The sequence below is a fragment of the Streptomyces sp. NPDC034111 genome, assembly GCF_055575375.1.
Window position 1 is genome coordinate 222608 of sequence record NZ_JBVIST010000006.1, and the last position, 16232, is coordinate 238839.

General features: G+C 70.0%; 15 protein-coding genes. 9 read left to right on the forward strand and 6 right to left on the reverse strand.

The annotated features are described in order from the left end of the window. Positions 1 to 38: 38 nt before the first annotated feature. Entirely contained in the window at positions 39 to 905 is an 867-nt protein-coding gene (locus tag ACZ55A_RS17465; protein WP_468840585.1) for a trypsin-like serine peptidase, read from the reverse strand. 41 nt (positions 906 to 946) lie between these two features. After that, positions 947 to 2284, reverse strand: a complete 1338-nt coding sequence (locus ACZ55A_RS17470) for an MATE family efflux transporter (RefSeq protein ID WP_468840587.1) — start codon at positions 2282 to 2284, stop codon at positions 947 to 949. A gap of 476 nt (positions 2285 to 2760) precedes the next feature. Between ACZ55A_RS17470 and dnaB the strand changes: the two genes are divergently transcribed. After that, on the forward strand, positions 2761 to 4221 hold the full coding sequence (gene dnaB / locus ACZ55A_RS17475) for a replicative DNA helicase (protein WP_468840875.1): 1461 nt from the start codon (positions 2761 to 2763) through the stop codon (positions 4219 to 4221). Between the two features lie 2 nt (positions 4222 to 4223). Here dnaB and ACZ55A_RS17480 read toward each other — a convergent pair whose 3' ends face one another. Next, positions 4224 to 5108, reverse strand: a complete 885-nt coding sequence (locus tag ACZ55A_RS17480; RefSeq protein WP_468840589.1) for a DUF2268 domain-containing putative Zn-dependent protease — start codon at positions 5106 to 5108, stop codon at positions 4224 to 4226. Positions 5109 to 5229: 121 nt separating this feature from the next. Here ACZ55A_RS17480 and ACZ55A_RS17485 point away from each other — a divergent pair, with 121 nt between their 5' ends. The 6 genes from ACZ55A_RS17485 (at position 5230) to ACZ55A_RS17510 (ending at position 11968) form a co-directional block, all read left to right on the forward strand. Continuing rightward, the gene (locus tag ACZ55A_RS17485; RefSeq protein ID WP_468840591.1) at positions 5230 to 5955 is read left to right on the forward strand and encodes an N-acyl homoserine lactonase family protein; all 726 of its coding nucleotides are present in this window, start codon (positions 5230 to 5232) and stop codon (positions 5953 to 5955) included. 86 nt (positions 5956 to 6041) lie between these two features. Next, positions 6042 to 7271 (forward strand): MerR family transcriptional regulator, encoded by a 1230-nt coding sequence (locus ACZ55A_RS17490; RefSeq protein WP_468840593.1) that lies wholly within the window; start codon positions 6042 to 6044, stop codon positions 7269 to 7271. 23 nt (positions 7272 to 7294) lie between these two features. Further along, on the forward strand, positions 7295 to 8011 hold the full coding sequence (locus ACZ55A_RS17495; RefSeq protein WP_468840595.1) for a hypothetical protein: 717 nt from the start codon (positions 7295 to 7297) through the stop codon (positions 8009 to 8011). A 116-nt stretch (positions 8012 to 8127) separates the two neighbouring features. Further along, positions 8128 to 9588 carry a serine hydrolase domain-containing protein gene (locus tag ACZ55A_RS17500; protein ID WP_468840597.1) on the forward strand — a complete coding sequence of 487 codons (1461 nt, stop codon included), beginning with the start codon at positions 8128 to 8130 and terminating at the stop codon, positions 9586 to 9588. Between the two features lie 121 nt (positions 9589 to 9709). Further along, on the forward strand, positions 9710 to 10846 hold the full coding sequence (locus ACZ55A_RS17505) for a pyridoxal-phosphate-dependent aminotransferase family protein (protein ID WP_468840599.1): 1137 nt from the start codon (positions 9710 to 9712) through the stop codon (positions 10844 to 10846). A 363-nt stretch (positions 10847 to 11209) separates the two neighbouring features. Beyond that, complete coding sequence (locus tag ACZ55A_RS17510; RefSeq protein ID WP_468840601.1) at positions 11210 to 11968, forward strand: TetR/AcrR family transcriptional regulator; 759 nt, start codon at positions 11210 to 11212, stop codon at positions 11966 to 11968. A 10-nt stretch (positions 11969 to 11978) separates the two neighbouring features. On the opposite strand, the gene ACZ55A_RS17515 is transcribed toward ACZ55A_RS17510, so the two are convergent. Both ACZ55A_RS17515 and ACZ55A_RS17520 read right to left on the reverse strand, forming a co-directional pair. Beyond that, entirely contained in the window at positions 11979 to 12431 is a 453-nt protein-coding gene (locus ACZ55A_RS17515) for a GNAT family N-acetyltransferase (protein WP_468840603.1), read from the reverse strand. A 91-nt stretch (positions 12432 to 12522) separates the two neighbouring features. Then, a complete protein-coding gene (locus ACZ55A_RS17520) occupies positions 12523 to 13035 on the reverse strand; it encodes a MarR family winged helix-turn-helix transcriptional regulator (protein WP_468840605.1) in 513 nt (170 codons plus the stop codon). Positions 13036 to 13168: 133 nt separating this feature from the next. Between ACZ55A_RS17520 and ACZ55A_RS17525 the strand changes: the two genes are divergently transcribed. Continuing rightward, a complete protein-coding gene (locus ACZ55A_RS17525; protein ID WP_468840607.1) occupies positions 13169 to 14389 on the forward strand; it encodes an MFS transporter in 1221 nt (406 codons plus the stop codon). Positions 14390 to 14478: 89 nt separating this feature from the next. Here the strand turns inward: ACZ55A_RS17525 and ACZ55A_RS17530 are convergent, their stop codons facing one another. Then, positions 14479 to 15066, reverse strand: coding sequence for a DUF2269 domain-containing protein (locus ACZ55A_RS17530; RefSeq protein WP_468840609.1), 588 nt, complete (start codon positions 15064 to 15066; stop codon positions 14479 to 14481). A gap of 186 nt (positions 15067 to 15252) precedes the next feature. Between ACZ55A_RS17530 and ACZ55A_RS17535 the strand changes: the two genes are divergently transcribed. After that, positions 15253 to 15888, forward strand: a complete 636-nt coding sequence (locus ACZ55A_RS17535; RefSeq protein ID WP_468840611.1) for an HAD family hydrolase — start codon at positions 15253 to 15255, stop codon at positions 15886 to 15888. The last annotated feature ends 344 nt before the right edge of the window (positions 15889 to 16232 follow it).

The window sequence follows — 16232 nt, forward strand, 5'->3', positions numbered from 1 at the left end:
GGGTGCGGCCCTTCGCCGTGTCCGGGGACGGCCCGGTCTCAGTCCTCGTCCTGGGCGTGCTTGTAGAGCTCGGCGATGTCGTCGTCGAAGTACGCCGCGTAGGAGATGTCGTCCTCGTCCCCGCCGCCCTCATGACCGCCCAGGACACCGATGACCGTGCCGGTGTGGCTCTTGGGGTCGTAGTCGGCCAGCCAGGGACTGCCGCTGGTACCGCCTTCGAAGTCGGTGCACCGGATGCGCATCTGGGTGTTGCTGTACTTCGTGGTGCGGTTCTGGCAGGAGATCGGGGTGTCGCGGCTGGTGGGGTAGCCGGTGATCTTGACCTCGTTGTCGAAGCCACGGTCGATGCCGAGGGTGTTGCCGCCCAGGACGTCCTGGATCTGCTTGCCGCCCTTTTTGTCGAGGATGAGGAAGGCGACGTCGAGGTCCTCGTCCTGCGATTTGGCCCAGCGGTCGTCGACGATCACCTTCTTGACCTTCCACAGGCCGGTGGGCTCCTCCCCGTTGCGGTAGTCGGGGGCGAAGACCAGATCGTCCACCGTGGAGCCGGCCTCGGCGTCGAATGCGCAGTGCGCCGCCGTGATCAGCATGTTCCGGCCCGGGCTCTGCACCACGCTCGCCGTGCAGAAGTGATCGCCGGTGTCGTCCTTCTCGAAGACCACGCCGACCCGGGAGTTCTGCTCGGTTCTGCGGGGGGTGTACGCACTGCCGTCATCGGCCGGGGCGGTCGCGGCGGGATCCTGGTCCTGGGGGTCCTGGCCCGCCTCGCCGGACTTGCCGAAACTGCTGCGGCCCTCGGCGCTGACGCTCGTATCGGACTCCTCCGCGGCGTAGCCCACCACGGCAGCGGCCATGAGGACGACGAACGTCAGGGGCAGCACGGACTTCCTGGCAAGCGGGCGCACACGGTCATTATTGACATGCGCTGTGTGTTGCGGGAGATGGTTCAGCGCGAGGCTCCGGTCACAATCCACCGTCCGGAGCGGGTGCGCAGCCACAGTGTCAGCATGCGGACGGTCATCATCAGGGCCATTGCCCACCACAGGGCGACCAGTCCGCCGCCGAAGGCGGGTACGGCCAGTGCGGCCGGTACGAACAGCGCCAGTGTCACCACCATCGCCCCGGCCAGGTACGGGCCGTCCCCCGCGCCCATCAGGACGCCGTCGAGGATGAAGACGATTCCGGCGACCGGCTGGGTCAGTGCCACCACCAGGAGCGCGGTCAGCAGCGGGCCCTGTACGGCGGGGTCGGAGGTGAACAGCGGGATGAACAACGGGCGGGCGAGCGCGACCAGCACGCCGAGGACCAGGCCCGAGGCGAGGCCCCACTGGACCATGCGGCGGCAGGCGGCCCTGGCGCCCTCGCCGTCCCCCGCGCCGAGGTAGCGGCCTATGATGGCCTGCCCGGCGATGGCTATCGCGTCCAGTGCGAAGGCCAGCAGGGACCACAGCGTGAGCACGATCTGGTGGGCGGCGACCTCGGCGTCACCGAGCCGGGCGGCGACGGCGGTGGCGATCAGCAGAACAGCGCGCAGCGAGAGCGTACGGACCAGCAGCGGGACGCCGGCCTGGGCGCAGGCGCGGATCCCAGCGGCGTCGGGGCGCAGCGAGGCGCCGTGTCGCCGTGCCCCGCGGATCACCACGGCGAGGTAGACCGCGGCCATACCGCACTGGGCAATGACCGTGCCCCAGGCGGAGCCGGCGATGCCGAGCCCGGCGCCGTAGACCAGGCCGACGTTGAGCGCGGCGTTGGCGGAGAAGCCGCCGATGGCGACGTAGAGCGGGGTGCGGGTGTCCTGGAGGCCGCGGAGCACGCCGGTCGCGGCCAGCACGACGAGCATCGCGGGGATGCCCAGGGCGCTGATGCGCAGGTAGTCCGTGGCGTGCGGGGCGGCGGTCGGGGAGGCGCCGAAGGCCTCGACCAGCCAGGGGGCGGTCGGCAGCACGGCGGCGATGACCGCGGCGCCGAGCAGCAGGGCGAGCCAGATGCCGTCCATGCCCTGGCGGATCGCGGCCGGGAGGTCGCCGGCGCCGACCCTGCGGGCGACCGCCGCGGTGGTCGCGTAGGCGAGGAAGACGAAGACGGAGACGGCAGTGGTCAGCAGACCGGCGGCGACGCCGAGGCCGGCGAGCTGGGCGGTGCCGAGGTGGCCGATGACGGCGCTGTCGGCCATGACGAAGAGCGGTTCCGCGACCAGTGAGCCGAAGGCGGGGAGGGCGAGGGCGATGATCTCGCGGTCATGGCGGCGGGCAGTGCGCCGCGGGGTCGCGGGAGCCTGTGTCATGCACTCAATCTAATCTTCCACAGGTAAGAGATGCAAACCCCTTGCAGTCCTTACTTTCCGCTGGGTGGAGCCGTCACCTGCGCGCCGTTTGTCGCGATCTTGAACCACTGGCAGAAGTTTTTCTCCCCCACAGGCTATGGATCAGAAAGTCGCAGGTCAGAGACTTGAGCTCGGGGTGATTGTGTGCTTGTCCACAGAAGTTTCCCCCGCCCCGTGCACAGGATCCGGGGACTTCTCCACAGCTGTAGGGCGGTCATCCACATGGCCTGTGGATAACCAGATTGGCGGACGGTGCCCACGGGCCTACCGTGGTCCGGCACCCGCCGACTGTTCCGGCCTGAGAAATCGTCCGAACTCGACGCGCCGTAACCGGAGTCGGGCGTCTCGATTGTCAGAGCTGTGCCGTAAGAAAGAACAGCACAGCAAGGTCCGCGCCGCGGACGGGAGGAGGTGCCGGGGTGAGCATTCCCGAGCCCATGGAAGACCCCTGGGCGGACTCCGGTCCCAGCGACCTGCTGCCGGCCGCCCGCTCCCGACGGGGTGAGGGCAAGGGCCGCGGCCGCGGCGACCGACAAGAGCGCGGCGGCGACGACGGCGGCTCCTGGGCCGGCGGCTTCGAGCGGGTCCCCCCGCAGGACCTGGACGCCGAGCAGTCCGTGCTCGGCGGCATGCTGCTGTCCAAGGACGCCATCGCGGATGTCGTCGAGGTCCTCAAGAGCGAGGACTTCTACCGCCCCGCCCACGAGATGGTCTTCCAGGCGATCCTCGATCTGTACGCCAAGGGTGAGCCGGCCGACCCGATCACCATCGCCGCCGAGCTGACCAAGCGCGGCGAGCTCGCCCGGGTCGGCGGAGCCTCGTATCTGCACACCCTCGTGCAGTCCGTGCCCACGGCCGCGAACGCCGAGTACTACGCCGAGATCGTCCACGAGCGCGCCGTGCTCCGCCGGCTGGTCGAGGCCGGCACCCGTATTACCCAGATGGGATACGCCGCCGACGGCGATGTCGACGAGATCGTCAACAGCGCCCAGGCGGAGATCTACGCCGTCACCGAGCAGCGGACCAGCGAGGACTACCTCCCGCTCGGCGACATCATGGAAGGCGCCCTCGACGAGATCGAGGCGATCGGCTCACGCCAGGGCCAGATGACGGGTGTGCCGACGGGCTTCACCGATCTCGATTCCCTGACGAACGGCCTCCACCCGGGCCAGATGATCGTGATCGCGGCCCGTCCCGCCATGGGTAAGTCGACGCTCGCGCTGGACTTCGCGCGGGCCTGCTCGATCAAGAGCAATCTGCCGAGCGTGATCTTCTCGCTCGAAATGGGACGCAACGAGATCGCGATGCGTCTGCTGTCCGCCGAGGCGCGGGTGGCGCTTCATCACATGCGCTCCGGCAGCATGACGGACGAGGACTGGACGCGGCTGGCCCGGCGGATGCCCGATGTCTCGGCGGCGCCGCTCTACATCGACGACTCGCCGAACCTCTCGATGATGGAGATCCGCGCGAAGTGCCGTCGGCTCAAGCAGCGCAATGACCTGAAGCTGGTGGTCATCGACTACCTCCAGCTGATGCAGTCCGGCGGCTCGAAGCGCGCCGAGAGCCGCCAGCAGGAGGTCTCGGACATGTCCCGAAACCTCAAGCTGCTGGCGAAGGAGCTGGAACTCCCGGTCATCGCGCTCTCCCAGCTGAACCGTGGCCCCGAGCAGCGCACGGACAAGAAGCCGATGGTCTCGGACCTCCGTGAATCCGGTTCCATCGAGCAGGACGCCGACATGGTCATCCTGCTGCACCGCGAGGACGCCTACGAGAAGGAGTCCCCCCGCGCCGGCGAGGCCGACCTCATCGTCGCCAAGCACCGTAACGGCCCCACGGCGACCATCACGGTGGCCTTCCAGGGCCACTACTCCCGGTTCGTGGACATGGCGCAGACCTGAGGTCACGCGCTGGTCTGCACACCGGCGTTGGTGAGGATCTCGCGCGCTGACAGGGCGGTGCTCTGTGCGGCGGTGAGACCGGAGGCCGCCAGATGGGCGTCCACGATCCGCAGTCCGGCCGCGTACCCGGCGAAGTCCGGCAGCCCCACGGGTTGTTGCCCCATGCGCTGCGCGGTGGCGTCGCCGAAGACGTACGGGAGCAGATTCTGCATCCCTGCCACGTCGATCCCGGCGGCGATCTTTTCGTAGGCGCGGTCCAGTTCGGCGCCGGACAGTCCCTGCGACCACGGCCCCATGGCCTGCTCGCCGGCCAGCTCCCGCACGAACGCCTCGGCCAGTCCTTCGGCGACGACGTGTTCACCAACCGTCACGGCCATCGGGTCCCAGGTCACGTTCGCGTAGCGCACGTTGTGGTGCAGCTCGTGTGCGGCGGCGTGGCCGATCTTCTTCAGACTCGTGTCAGTGGGCCACATCAACAGATGGATCGCGCCCGGGATGCCGCCCATACCGAGGTAGCCGGCACTGCGGACGGTGAGGTGGTCGTCGTCGGGATCGCCGAGCACCAGGACGACGTGCACGGTCTCGGCGTGCTTGATACCGGGCACCGCACCGTCGATCCGCTGCCACGCGGTGGCGAGGGAGTCCTCGATCCGCGTCCACACGTCCGCGTTCTGCATCTGGCGCAGGGCAGACAGGTACCGCGGGTCCTCACGGTCGAGTCGGAAACCACTGCCCTGGCGGTGCACCTCGACCAGGTCCATGCCCGTCACGGACATCGCGCTCTGGAGCGGGCTGAGCATTTCCCGGAGGGCGTCGGGCCGCTCCTCCATGGGGCGTTGCAGGAGATCGAGCATGGCGGATGCCGTGTCATGAACAACAATCTTCATGGCTCGGGACCGTAGGACCTCCCGTTACGGGAGGTGCAACCCCTGCCGCTCGACCGCTCGCTCGACTCCGCTGTCGGCAAACACGCCTGGGGAAGGCACCGCCGCCTGCCAGCCTGGGCGGATGGGCAACGATTCAGCGGTTCGCCGCCTCGACCTGGGGTACTTCGTCCGGCCCGCGGCAGAGACCGGTGGCCCCCAGCCACGTGTGGAACCTGTGCTCGGCTACCTGGTCCGACGCAATGAAGGGCTGATCCTCTTCGACACGGGTATCGGTGCCGTCGACCCCGGCACCGAAGCCCACTACCGCCCTCGGCGCAGGGAGCTGGAGGGTGCGCTCGCAGCCGCGGGGACAGCCCTCGCCGACGTCTCTCTGGTGGTGAACTGCCATCTGCATTTCGACCATTGCGGCGGGAACCCGCTGCTGGGCGGGAAGCCGATCCTGGTGCAGGAGGCGGAGCTGGCCGCTGCCCGCCGAGGCGGCTACACCATCGACGCGCTTGTCGACTTCTCCGGTGCGACCTACGAGGAGATCTCGGGCGAGGTGGAGGTCTGGCCGGGAGTGTGGATCATCCCCACCCCGGGTCACACCGACGGTCACCAGTCACTGGTGGTCCGGCAGAGCGACGGGACCGTGATCCTCGCCGGTCAGGCACACGACTTCGCCTCCCACTTCGCCTCGGATCACCTGGCTCACCAGGCTGCGCGGGAAGGCGTGGAACAGCCGCTTCCCACCCCTCCACCCTGGCTGGAGCGGCTCACCGCGTTCGACCCCCGCCGGGTGCTCTTCGCACATGACTGCTCGGTCTGGGAACCGTCCGGCAGAACCCGGGGCAGCACCGACGGCTGACGGTGGAGCGGAAGGGCCAGGGCCGCGCAGGCAGCTGCGCCAGAGGCTTTGACCTTCAGGTTGGTTGAAGCTCCACAATCGCGTCCATGGACGACAGCGAAGACCTGTTGAGCATCGGCACCTTCGCGCGGAGGGTGGGGCTCGCGCCGAGCGCCTTGCGGTTCTACGACGACTGCGGGGTGCTGCGGCCGGCTCGGGTGGATGCCGGGACCGGGTACCGGCGCTATGCGGCGGAGCAGGCGGTCCGGGCGATACGACTGCGGCAGTTGCGGGAGGCAGGGCTGCCACTGGTGGATGTCGCGATGGTGCTGGACGGGCCCGAGGACGCCGCGCAGGGTGTCCTCCGGGCGCATGTGGAGCGGATGCGGCGGACCGCGGACGAGGCGCGGGTGGTGGTGGAACGGTTCCTGGCGGAAGCGGCCGGCCCCGGCACGTATGGCGGGAGCCGGGCGCGGGCACGGGTGGGCGGCGCCGAATTCGCCAGTGCGGTACGCCAGGTGGCGCCCGCGGCCGCGACCGGGGCGGCCGTGGAGGACTTCCCCGTGCTGGGCCATGTGCTGCTCGAACTCATCGGGGGCGAGGTGCGGTTGACAGCCACCGACCGCTATCGGCTGGCGGTGCGGGTGCTGCGGCCGACGGAGTTCGAGGGCGGCCCGCGGCGGGTCCTGATCGGTGCGGACAGGGCACGGAGCCTGGCGGAGTGGGCGGTGCGGCAGACGACGGTCGAGGTGGAGTGCGCGGGTGACGGGGGTGGGGCGCGGCTGCGCAGCGGGGCGGAGTGTCACGAGGCGGAGGACCGTGAGGGGCGGGGCAATGCCGTAGAAGGGCACGGCGGAGGCTCGGACCCAGCGGCCTTTCCGGACTACCGGTTGATGCTGGGGGGCCTGGAGGCCGGGCGGTATCGGGTCATCGTGGACCGGGTCGGGCTGCGGGATGCGGTGGCCGGACGGGCGGGAGTGGTCTCGTTGCTGCTTGGCGAAGGGGACGGCGCCGGGGGCGGTGCTGAGGCGGGCGGCCGGGGAGAGCGCGTCGTTTCACGTGAAACAGCGTCCGGGGCGGCGGCTGAGCGGACGCTGGAGGTGGCGGGCGGAGGACGTGAAACCGTTCGGCTGCGGAGCGTTCGCAACGGGCCGGGGCTGCGGATCGCCTTCGATCCGGCGGTGCTCGTACCCGCGCTGGAGGCCGGGGTGGGGCCGGATGTGCTGCTGGAGATCGCCTCGGCGGACCGTCCCGTCGTGGTCCGCTCTGCCGACCAGGGGAGTTTTACGACGTTGGTGATGCCGGTGAAGGCAGTGGGAACGAGGGCTGACCAGTGAAGACTGAGGACAGGAGCGGGCCGGTGGATCCGGAACTGCCTGTGGTGCGGCTGTGCGTGGAAGGGATGCAGGCCGAGGCGGCCGGGCATGCCGATGCGGCGCTCGCACTGTTCCAGCAGGCCTGGGACATCGCCGCCGACGACTATGAGGCGTGCATCGCCGCGCACTATCTGGCACGGCACCAGAGCACGCCCGAAGAGACGCTGCGGTGGAACCAGGAGTGCCTGGACCGCGCCGACCGGGTGGGGGACGAGCGGGTACGGGGGTTCTATCCGTCGCTGTACGTGAACATGGGCCATGCGTACCGGGACCTTGGCCAACCTGCCCTGGCGCACGACGCTTTCCTGAGCGCAGCGAAGCGGGTGAGCGATGTCCCTGCGGGACAGTACGGCGACTGGAACCGGTTCGCGATCGCGGAGGGCTTGCGGGACACGGCCTCTGCGGTGGCAGGGCAGGCCCCCGAGGGAGACTGCGACGGGGACGGGGACGGGGACGCAGTGCCACGGGCGCTCGATGAGGAGGTCGACGCACGCATCCGGGCGCTATTGGCGCGCTGGTGTGCGCGGGCCGATCTCAAGGCGCTGGGGCTGACGCTGCCGGCGTACCTCGGCCACCTCGGCACGGCCGAGGACCGGATGCGGCTGCGTACCACGCTGCACATGGTGCATGCGGCGCGCTGGCTGCCGGACGACGAGCAGACCGAACTGGGGGCGGTGACCGGGGCGGTGGCGACCGGCTGACGGGCGAGCCGGTGCGACGGAGCGGAGCAGGGCTGAGCTGGATCGATGCGGCGGGAAGCGCGAAGCTGTTCGCCTGAACTGGATCGGCCGAGTCGGATCTGTTGCTGAGGAGCGCCATGACGATCACCGAATCCGCGGAGTCCCACGACACCGGGGCGAGCGAGCCCGAGCCGGTCCGCCGTGCGCCGGTGGCCGATACGCCGGAGACGTTTGCGGAGCTGCTGCCCCAGACACGACGGGCGTTGCTGCGGCGGCTGGCGGTCGGACAGGCGGAGGGGCGGGCGCCGTCGATGATGGGGGCGGTGGTCCGCGACGGGCGAGCAGTGTGGACCGGGGCCCGGAGTTCGGTCGACGGGGAGGTACCGCACGGCGATGTGCAGTACCGGATCGGTTCTCTCACCAAGACCTTTGTCGCCGTGCTGGTGATGAGGCTGCGGGACGAGGGGCTGCTGCGGCTGGAGGACCCCATCGGCAAGCATCTGGACGGCACACCCGTGCCGGATGCGACGGTCGGCCAACTCCTCGCTCACAGCTCGGGGTTGGCTGCCGAGACACGGGGACCCTGGTGGGAGCGGACACCGGGTGAGCTGCGACCGGAGCTCGCCGATCTCTTCGATGACCGGCCGCAACGCCACCCGGCCGGACGGCAGCACCACTACTCCAACCCCGGCTATGCGCTGCTCGGTGCCCTGGTCGAACGGCTGCGGGGCGGCACACCGTGGGGCGAGGTGCTGCGCCACGAGGTGCTGGAACCGCTGGGCATGGGCCGGACGACGCCGCGGCCGGAGATGCCGCACGCGGGAGGCTGGGCGGTGCATCCGTGGGCCGACGTCCTGCTGCCGGAACCGGCGCAGGACACCGGAGTGATGGGCCCCGCCGGGCAGTTGTGGTCGACGCTGGACGACCTGTGCCGCTGGGCCGCCTTCCTGCTGCGCGGCGACGACCGGGTGCTGAGCGCGTCGAGTCTGGCCGAGATGCGGACGCCGGCCGTGATCCCGGAAGGGGCCACGGGGGAGGCGGAGTACGGGCTGGGACTCCAGCTCGCACGACGGGACGGGCGGATGCTGTTCGGGCACGGCGGCTCGATGCCCGGATTTCTGGCCGCCCTCTGGGCCGATGGCGAGGAGGACGTTGCCGGGATCGTGCTCGCCAACTGCACGTCGGGGCCGGCGATCGCGGCCATCGCCACCGACCTCGCCGGGATCGTGATCGAGCACGAGCCCCGGATTCCCGAGCCCTGGCGCCCGCTGCCCGGGCCGCTGGACCCGGATCTGCTGGCGCTGACCGGCCCGTGGTACTGGGGCGCCAACCCGCATGTGCTGCGGCTGCGCGCCGGACGCGGGCTGGAACTCGCACCGCTGTCCGGCAGAGGGCGCTCTTCACGGTTCCGTGCCGAGGAGGACGGCACCTGGACCGGTCTGGACGGCTACTACGCGGGCGAGACGCTGAGGGTGGTGCGTGACCCGGACGGCTCGGTCAGCCATCTGGACCTCGCCACCTTTGTGTTCACCCGCGGACCGTACGAGCCGTCGGCGCCGGTGCCCGGCGGGGTGGACCCGGAGGGCTGGCGACCGTGAGCAACTGGGGGTGGTGAACGGGCTCGTACGGTGAGCCCAGCGGCCGGCCGTACAGTCGAGGTCAGACGTCAGGAGCCGCGCCGAGGCGGCTCGCTACCGCTGGAAGGCCCTGGTGACAGCCGTGTCTGACCCCACCGCGAACTCCGCCGCCCCCGACCTGCTCGACCCGCCGCCGCTCACCGCGGCCCACTTCGCGCGGATCGAGGACAAGGTCGCCGCGTTGATGCGCACCCGCTGTGATGTCGTGGCGATGCAGGGCGAGGCGCTGTTGCCGCTGGAGGCCTGCATACGCTCGGCCGTGCGGCCCGGCAGCACCGCGCTCAACATCGTCACCGGTCCGTACGGCGAGACCTTCGGCGGCTGGCTGCGGTCCTGCGGCACCGAGGTGGTCACCCTCAGCGTGCCGTTCACCGGCGCGGTCGCACCGCAGCAGGTGGCGGATGCGCTGCGCGAGCACCCGGGGATCGACTTTGTGAGCCTGGTGCACGCCGAGGCGGCCACCGGCAACACCAACCCCGTCGCCGAGATCGGCGCGGTGGTCCGGGAGCACGGTGCGCTGCTGATGCTGGATGCGGTCGCTTCGGTGGGCGCCGAGCCGCTGCTGACGGATGAGTGGGGCGTGGACCTGTGTGTGATCGGCGGTCAGAAGGCGCTGGCCGGGCCCGCCGGGGTGTCCGTGGCGTCGGTCAGCGCCCGGGCATGGGAGCGGATCACCGCCAATGAGCAGGCTCCGCGGCGCTCTTACCTCTCGCTGCTGGACTGGAAGGAGCGCTGGATAGACGGCGGACGTACCGCTCTGCCGCATGCTCCGGCGCAGCTGGAGATGCTCGCACTGGAGCAGGCGGCGGACCGTATCGAAGCCGAGGGGCTGGAGGCGGTGATCAGGCGGCACCGGGCGGCGTCCGCGGCGACCCGGGCCGGAGTACGGGCGCTCGGTGGGCTGACTCCGTATGTCGTGCGGGACGAGGATGCGGCGCCGGCCGCGACCACGCTCCGAGCGCCCGAGGGAGTGGACGCTCGGGAGATCGTGACCGCCGCGCTTGCCGTGGACGCCGCAGTGCCGGTGCAGGCTGCGGCGGGCACGCTGGCGAAGGAGATGATCCGCGTGAACCACTATGGCCGCGCGGCCGACCAGACGGTGGTCACGGCGTCGTTGGTGGCGCTGGCGGGCGGGCTGCGCGCGCTCGGGGTGTCCGTGGATGCAGAGGGCGCGGCCGTGGCTGCAAGCGAAGCCTGGGCGGCGGTGCCCGTCGGCTGAGGCGTGCGTGCCGGGGGTCGTGTTTCACGTGAAACACGACCCCTTTTTTTGTGGGCGAAGCGGTGTCGTTTCACGTGAAACACCAACCCCGCTGCACGTGAGCAGCTGTGCCAGCTGCCGCGCGCCCCCGCGTTCAGCCAAGTGCCGTGAACATCAGGCCGGGTGGAGTAGTCCGGTGGCGCCTCAGGGGTTCCGGCAGCAGGCTGGACGCTGAAGACGCCGTACGCGCCGTCGATTGCGGGATTCAGCGTGTCGGGCCGTCAGTGATCATGTTTGAACCCTCCCGTAGAATCGGAACGAGCGACCCGGTTGAACTTGCGGAGCGCCCGGTCCGGATGTCGACGTTCCTCAGGAGGCCCGGCAATGTCGGACGGTGGTGCCGTGCGTACTGTTCCGCCCGCGCGTGCGGATGCCCGGCGCAACAGGGCGCTGGTGTTGCAGGCGGCCCGATCGGCCTTCGAGGAACAGGGGTTGGGGGTTCCGCTGGGGGAGATCGCGCGCCGTGCAGGGGTCGGCGCTGGCACCGTCTATCGCCATTTCCCTTCCAAAGAAGCACTGTTCAGGGCGGCGATCACAGACCGGATCGAGCTTTTCACCGACACCGCACGGGACTTGGCCGATGCCGAGGACGCCGGTGGGGTGTTCTTCCGCTTCCTGGCCTCGGTGGTGCGGCTCACGTCCCGGAACAAGGCGTTGTGTGACGCGCTGGAGGCGGCCGGCGCGGGGCAATTCGAGCCGTCGCCGGGAGTGGGGCGGGACTTCGACGAGGCCCTGGAAACCCTGCTGGTCAGGGCTCAACAGGCCGGCGCTGTACGGCGTGACGTGGGAATAACCGACCTCAGGGCGCTGCTGGTGGGCTGCCTTTCGATGGAGCAGGCCAGGTTGTCGGCCGATCCGCAGGCGCAGGCGCCGGGTCGGATGACGGCCCTGATGTGCGATGCGCTGCGGGCGGGACCGAACGTAACGAAACTACCGTCGGAAGGCGGGAGGCGTTATGAAACTCGATGCGAGGTGTGCGGTGCGGCGCTTGTGACGGCCCGTACGGGCCGTCCGGCGCGCTACTGCGGTGGCGCCTGCCGGCAGAAGGCCCACCGGGCACGCGGGCGCGCCCGGCAGCCGTGAGCCGATCCCGTCAGAGCATGAGCTTGAAGCCCAGGTGGGAGGCCTCGAAACCGAGTCGTTCGTAGAAGCGGTGCGCATCGATCCGGGTCGCGTCGGAGGTGAGCTGCACCATCTGGCAGCCGAGGGTGTGCGACTCGGCGACCGCCCACTCGATGAGCTGGCTGCCGAGGCCGCCGCCGCGCTCGTCACGGTGGATCCGTACGCCCTCGATGATCGAGCGGGTGGCGCCGCGCCGGGACAGGCCGGGGATGACCGTGAGCTGGAGGGTGCCGATCGTCTGCCCCTCGCGCACCGCCACGACCAGATGCTGCTGGGGGTCGGCGGCCAGCGTCTCGTACGCGGCGCGATACGGCGTCAGGTCGTCCGGCGACTCGCGGGCGGCGCCCAAGGGGTCATCGGCGAGCATCGCGACGATGGCGGGCAGATCGGCTTCGGTCGCACGGCGTATCTCGATATCGCTCATGGGCGCGACCTTATGCCGCGTGTTCCAGGGGGAGGGGGCAGGCGGCAGCTCGGTAACTCCGCCCCCGTGCCGGCCTGTCCACCCCTGGCTGTCAGCGGTCGTCCGACGGTGCGAGCGTTTCGACGGCCTCGACCAGCGGCGCCAGCTCCGGACGCCGTGCGGCGTCCTGGAGGGCTTCGCGTAGCGCACCGTCGTGTGTGGGCCGGGCCTCCACCAGGAGCGCGAGGCCGTCGGGCGTGACGTTGGTGTAGATCCCTCGCCGGTCGTCGGGGCACAGATAGCGCGAGAGCAGCCCGCGCTCCTCGAGCCGGGTGATCAGGCGCGTGGTGGCGCTCTGGCTGAGGACGACGGAGTCCGCGACCTGGTGCATCCGCAGGTGACCGCCCGGGCCGTCGTGCTGCTCGCTGAGCACATTGAGGACCGAGAACTCGCGAACGCTGAGGTCGTGCTGTGCCTGTAGCGCGCGCTCGATGTGCGACTCGATGCGGCCGTGCAGGGCGGAGAGCGCGCACCAGCCCTGGGCGAGCCCGGGGGCGCCCGCTGTCGGCTGCTGGTCCGCCGCCCGCTCCCGACGTTCCTGCTTCCGGCGCGTCTGCTGCGTCATCGAAGACCTCCTCAAGGGGCGCACGAACCAGGATAGGCCACGGATGAAATATCCAGCGCTTGCAATTAACCCGCGTCTGCAATTATTGTGGACGCTCGTAAAGGACGGACGCAATCATTCGAAGGGATCCGTCATGCCCCTCGCACTCCTGGCTCTCGCCATCGGTGCCTTTGGGATCGGAACGACCGAGTTCGCGGTCATGGGCCTGCTGCCCGACATGGCGGCCGGCTTCGGTGTTTCCATCCCGCTCGCCGGATACGCGACCACCCTCTACGCCCTCGGCGTGGTGATAGGCGCTCCGCTGATGACCGCCCTCGGCGCGCGCTTCACGCGTAAGCAGATGCTGATGCTGCTGATGGGCCTGTTCATCGTGGGCAACCTGCTCACGGGCCTCGCGCCGAGCTTCTGGGCCCTGCTGGCCGGCCGGATCGTCGCCGCGTTCACGCACGGTGCGTTCTTCGGCATCGGTGCGCTCGTGGCCGCCGATCTGGTCGCGCCCCAGAAGCGGGCCGCCGCCATCTCGCTGATGTTCAGCGGCCTGACCCTCGCCAACGTCGTGGGTGTACCGGCCGGCACGATGCTCGGCCAGCAGTTCGGCTGGCGGACCACCTTCTACGCCATCACCGCGCTCGGTGTGATCGGCCTGCTGGGCATCCTCAAGCTGGTCCCGGCGCAGCGGGTGAAGGCGGCCTCCCCCATAGGCAGCGAACTCGCCGTCTTCCGCAACCCGCAGGTCGGTCTCGCGATGCTGATGACGGTCCTGGGCTTCGGCGGTGTCTTCGCGGCCGTCACCTACCTCGCCTCGATGATGACCGAGGTCACCGGCTTCGCCCCGTCCGCCGTCATCTGGCTGACGGCGATCTTCGGTCTCGGCATGGTCGGCGGAAACCTGGTCTCCGGCCGCTTCACCGACCGCGCCATGATGCCGATGCTGTATGTGTCGCTGACCGGTCTGGCGCTCTCGCTGGCCGCGTTCACCTTCACCGCACACAACAAGATCGCCGCGACCCTCACCATCGCGCTGATCGGTGCCTTCGGCTTCGCCACCGTGCCGCCGCTCCAGAAGCGGGTGATGGACCAGGCGGCCTCGGCGCCCACGCTCGCCTCGGCCGGCAATATCGCGGCCTTCAACTTCGGCAATGCGCTGGCCGCTTGGCTCGGCGGGATCGTCATCTCGGCCGGTCTCGGATACACCGCGCCCAACTGGGTCGGTGCGTTGATGACCGCCGCGGCACTCGGCGTGGCGATATTCGCCTCCGCCCTGGAGCGGCGCCAGAAGGTCCGTGACCAGGTCGTGGTCGCGGGCGGCCCCGGCACGCGCGCCGACGAGCCCGTCCCGGCGACGCAGAGCTGACCGCTCCGGCGGCCGTGACCACAGGTGGGACAGCGTCAGATCGCCCGCGCTGCGATAGCGGAAGCCGGTCTCGCCTGAACCGCCCCCGGCTAGCGCACGCCCGCCCTCTCCGCACCCCCGCTCTCCGCACCGCTGCTCTCCGCACCGCTGCGCTCCGTCCGGCGTGTGCGGGTCGCGGCCGACCGGGCGTCGCGGAGTCGGCGGCCGCGTCGGGTCGGTCCCCAGGGCTTGAGGACGGAGATCGCCGTGAGGAAGAAGTAGGTGGCTGTGGCGACGGCCGGTGCGACGACGAGAGTGATGTCAGGCGTGGCGGTCCCCGCGGCCGCCTCGGCGGCCTGGTGGTCGATGCCCGGGCGGAGCGCAAAGACCGACAGCAGTACGGAGACCACCGTCAGCCAGAACTTGAGGTAGACCCAGCGGTGTCTGGCCAGCCCCCATGCGGTGCCCAGCGACAGCACCAGCCCGCTGACCAGCGTCGCCAGGGCCAGGGGGAGGACCAGCCAGTCTCCGAAGATTTTCATCGCGCGGTAGGCAACGGTCGCCATCTCGGGGTAGCCGCTCGTACAGCCCGTGATGCCGAGCGCCAGCAGTCCGAGCGTGAGGCCGAGCCAGCTGACGGATACGGCGACATGAACGACGAGGAGGGCCCGGCGGGCGGGCCGGCTGAGCTGCTGCATACGCTCCACGGTCGCGGCCGGCGCCCCGCCGTACATCTGCCCGCGGGAGTATCCACGCATACGCGCCCTTGAGTACGGCCCGATTCGCTCCGGGACCCGTCGGCCCCGCCCCTCTGGCTCCGCAGGGCTGTCCGGCCATCCCCCGGACCCGGCCCTGATCCACCGGACACCCCCTAGGCTCCCCGCATGGGCAAGCTGCATGTGTTCGACATGGACGGGACTCTGCTCTACGGGTCCGCGGCCGCCATCGAGATCTCCCGGCAGCTCGGGATGGAGCGGGAGATCGCCGAGCTGGAGCGCAGGTTTGTGGCGGGGGAGCTGACGCCGCCGCAGTTTGCTCAGCTGGCGTGCGAGCTGTGGGCCGCGGAGCTGACCGAACTTCAAGTGGCGGCGGCGTTCGACGGTGCTCCATGGCTGGCCGGGATCCGGGAAGTCTGGGCGGACATCCGTGCGCGCGGCGAACGGTGCGCGGTGATTTCCCTGTCGCCGAGCTTCTTCGTCGAGCGGCTGCTGACCTGGGGCGTCGACACCGCGCACGGGTCGCGCTGGCCGGCAGTGCCGTTCCGGGAGCCGGTGGTGCCGGCCGGCATCCTCTCGTCGGCGGCGAAGGTACGGATCGCGGATGAACTCTGCGTGCGGTACGGGCTGACGCGGGCCGACTGCGTGGCGTACGGCGACTCCATGTCGGACACCGAACTGTTCGCGGCGGTCCCCCGCTCCGTGGCCGTGAATGCGGATCACCATGTCAGTGACCTGGCTTCCCATGCGTACGCCGGACGCGATCTGCGCGAGGCATACGAACTGGTGCGTACTGGCCGGTAATTCTGATCTTTCTGCTAGTGATTCGCCCGCTGTATGTGCGGAAAAGGCACTCTGTGGGGAGGCTCACCGTTATCGGAAGGGCCGTGCGGAGTGCTCCAAGATCAGGGCTTGTGGTTTCAACTACTGCCGGTATGGTCGAGTCCGGTTTGGCGGGCGTGAGGGCTTCCGCGGGCCGCGACGGACGGGCCAAGCTCGTCAGCCTAGCGGTGAAGCGGCCCCTGGCACCCGGACTTCCGACTATTTGTCCGTTGCGATGAGCAGGGGTGGCATGGTGCTGACGCGGCATCTGTTGCGCATTGTCGCAGGGACGTGAGATGTGTCCGCTTTGGAGGGTGTTGCCGGAA

Coding starts and splice junctions, on each gene's coding strand:
- ACZ55A_RS17530 (WP_468840609.1), bottom strand. CDS start 15,066: ATGCAGCAGCTCAGCCGGCCCGCCCGCCGGGCCCTCCTCGTCGTTCAT.
- ACZ55A_RS17480 (WP_468840589.1), bottom strand. CDS start 5,108: ATGAAGATTGTTGTTCATGACACGGCATCCGCCATGCTCGATCTCCTG.
- ACZ55A_RS17510 (WP_468840601.1), top strand. CDS start 11,210: ATGTCGGACGGTGGTGCCGTGCGTACTGTTCCGCCCGCGCGTGCGGAT.
- ACZ55A_RS17490 (WP_468840593.1), top strand. CDS start 6,042: ATGGACGACAGCGAAGACCTGTTGAGCATCGGCACCTTCGCGCGGAGG.
- ACZ55A_RS17500 (WP_468840597.1), top strand. CDS start 8,128: ATGACGATCACCGAATCCGCGGAGTCCCACGACACCGGGGCGAGCGAG.
- ACZ55A_RS17535 (WP_468840611.1), top strand. CDS start 15,253: ATGGGCAAGCTGCATGTGTTCGACATGGACGGGACTCTGCTCTACGGG.
- ACZ55A_RS17520 (WP_468840605.1), bottom strand. CDS start 13,035: ATGACGCAGCAGACGCGCCGGAAGCAGGAACGTCGGGAGCGGGCGGCG.
- ACZ55A_RS17525 (WP_468840607.1), top strand. CDS start 13,169: ATGCCCCTCGCACTCCTGGCTCTCGCCATCGGTGCCTTTGGGATCGGA.
- ACZ55A_RS17515 (WP_468840603.1), bottom strand. CDS start 12,431: ATGAGCGATATCGAGATACGCCGTGCGACCGAAGCCGATCTGCCCGCC.
- ACZ55A_RS17485 (WP_468840591.1), top strand. CDS start 5,230: ATGGGCAACGATTCAGCGGTTCGCCGCCTCGACCTGGGGTACTTCGTC.
- ACZ55A_RS17470 (WP_468840587.1), bottom strand. CDS start 2,284: ATGACACAGGCTCCCGCGACCCCGCGGCGCACTGCCCGCCGCCATGAC.
- dnaB (WP_468840875.1), top strand. CDS start 2,761: ATGGAAGACCCCTGGGCGGACTCCGGTCCCAGCGACCTGCTGCCGGCC.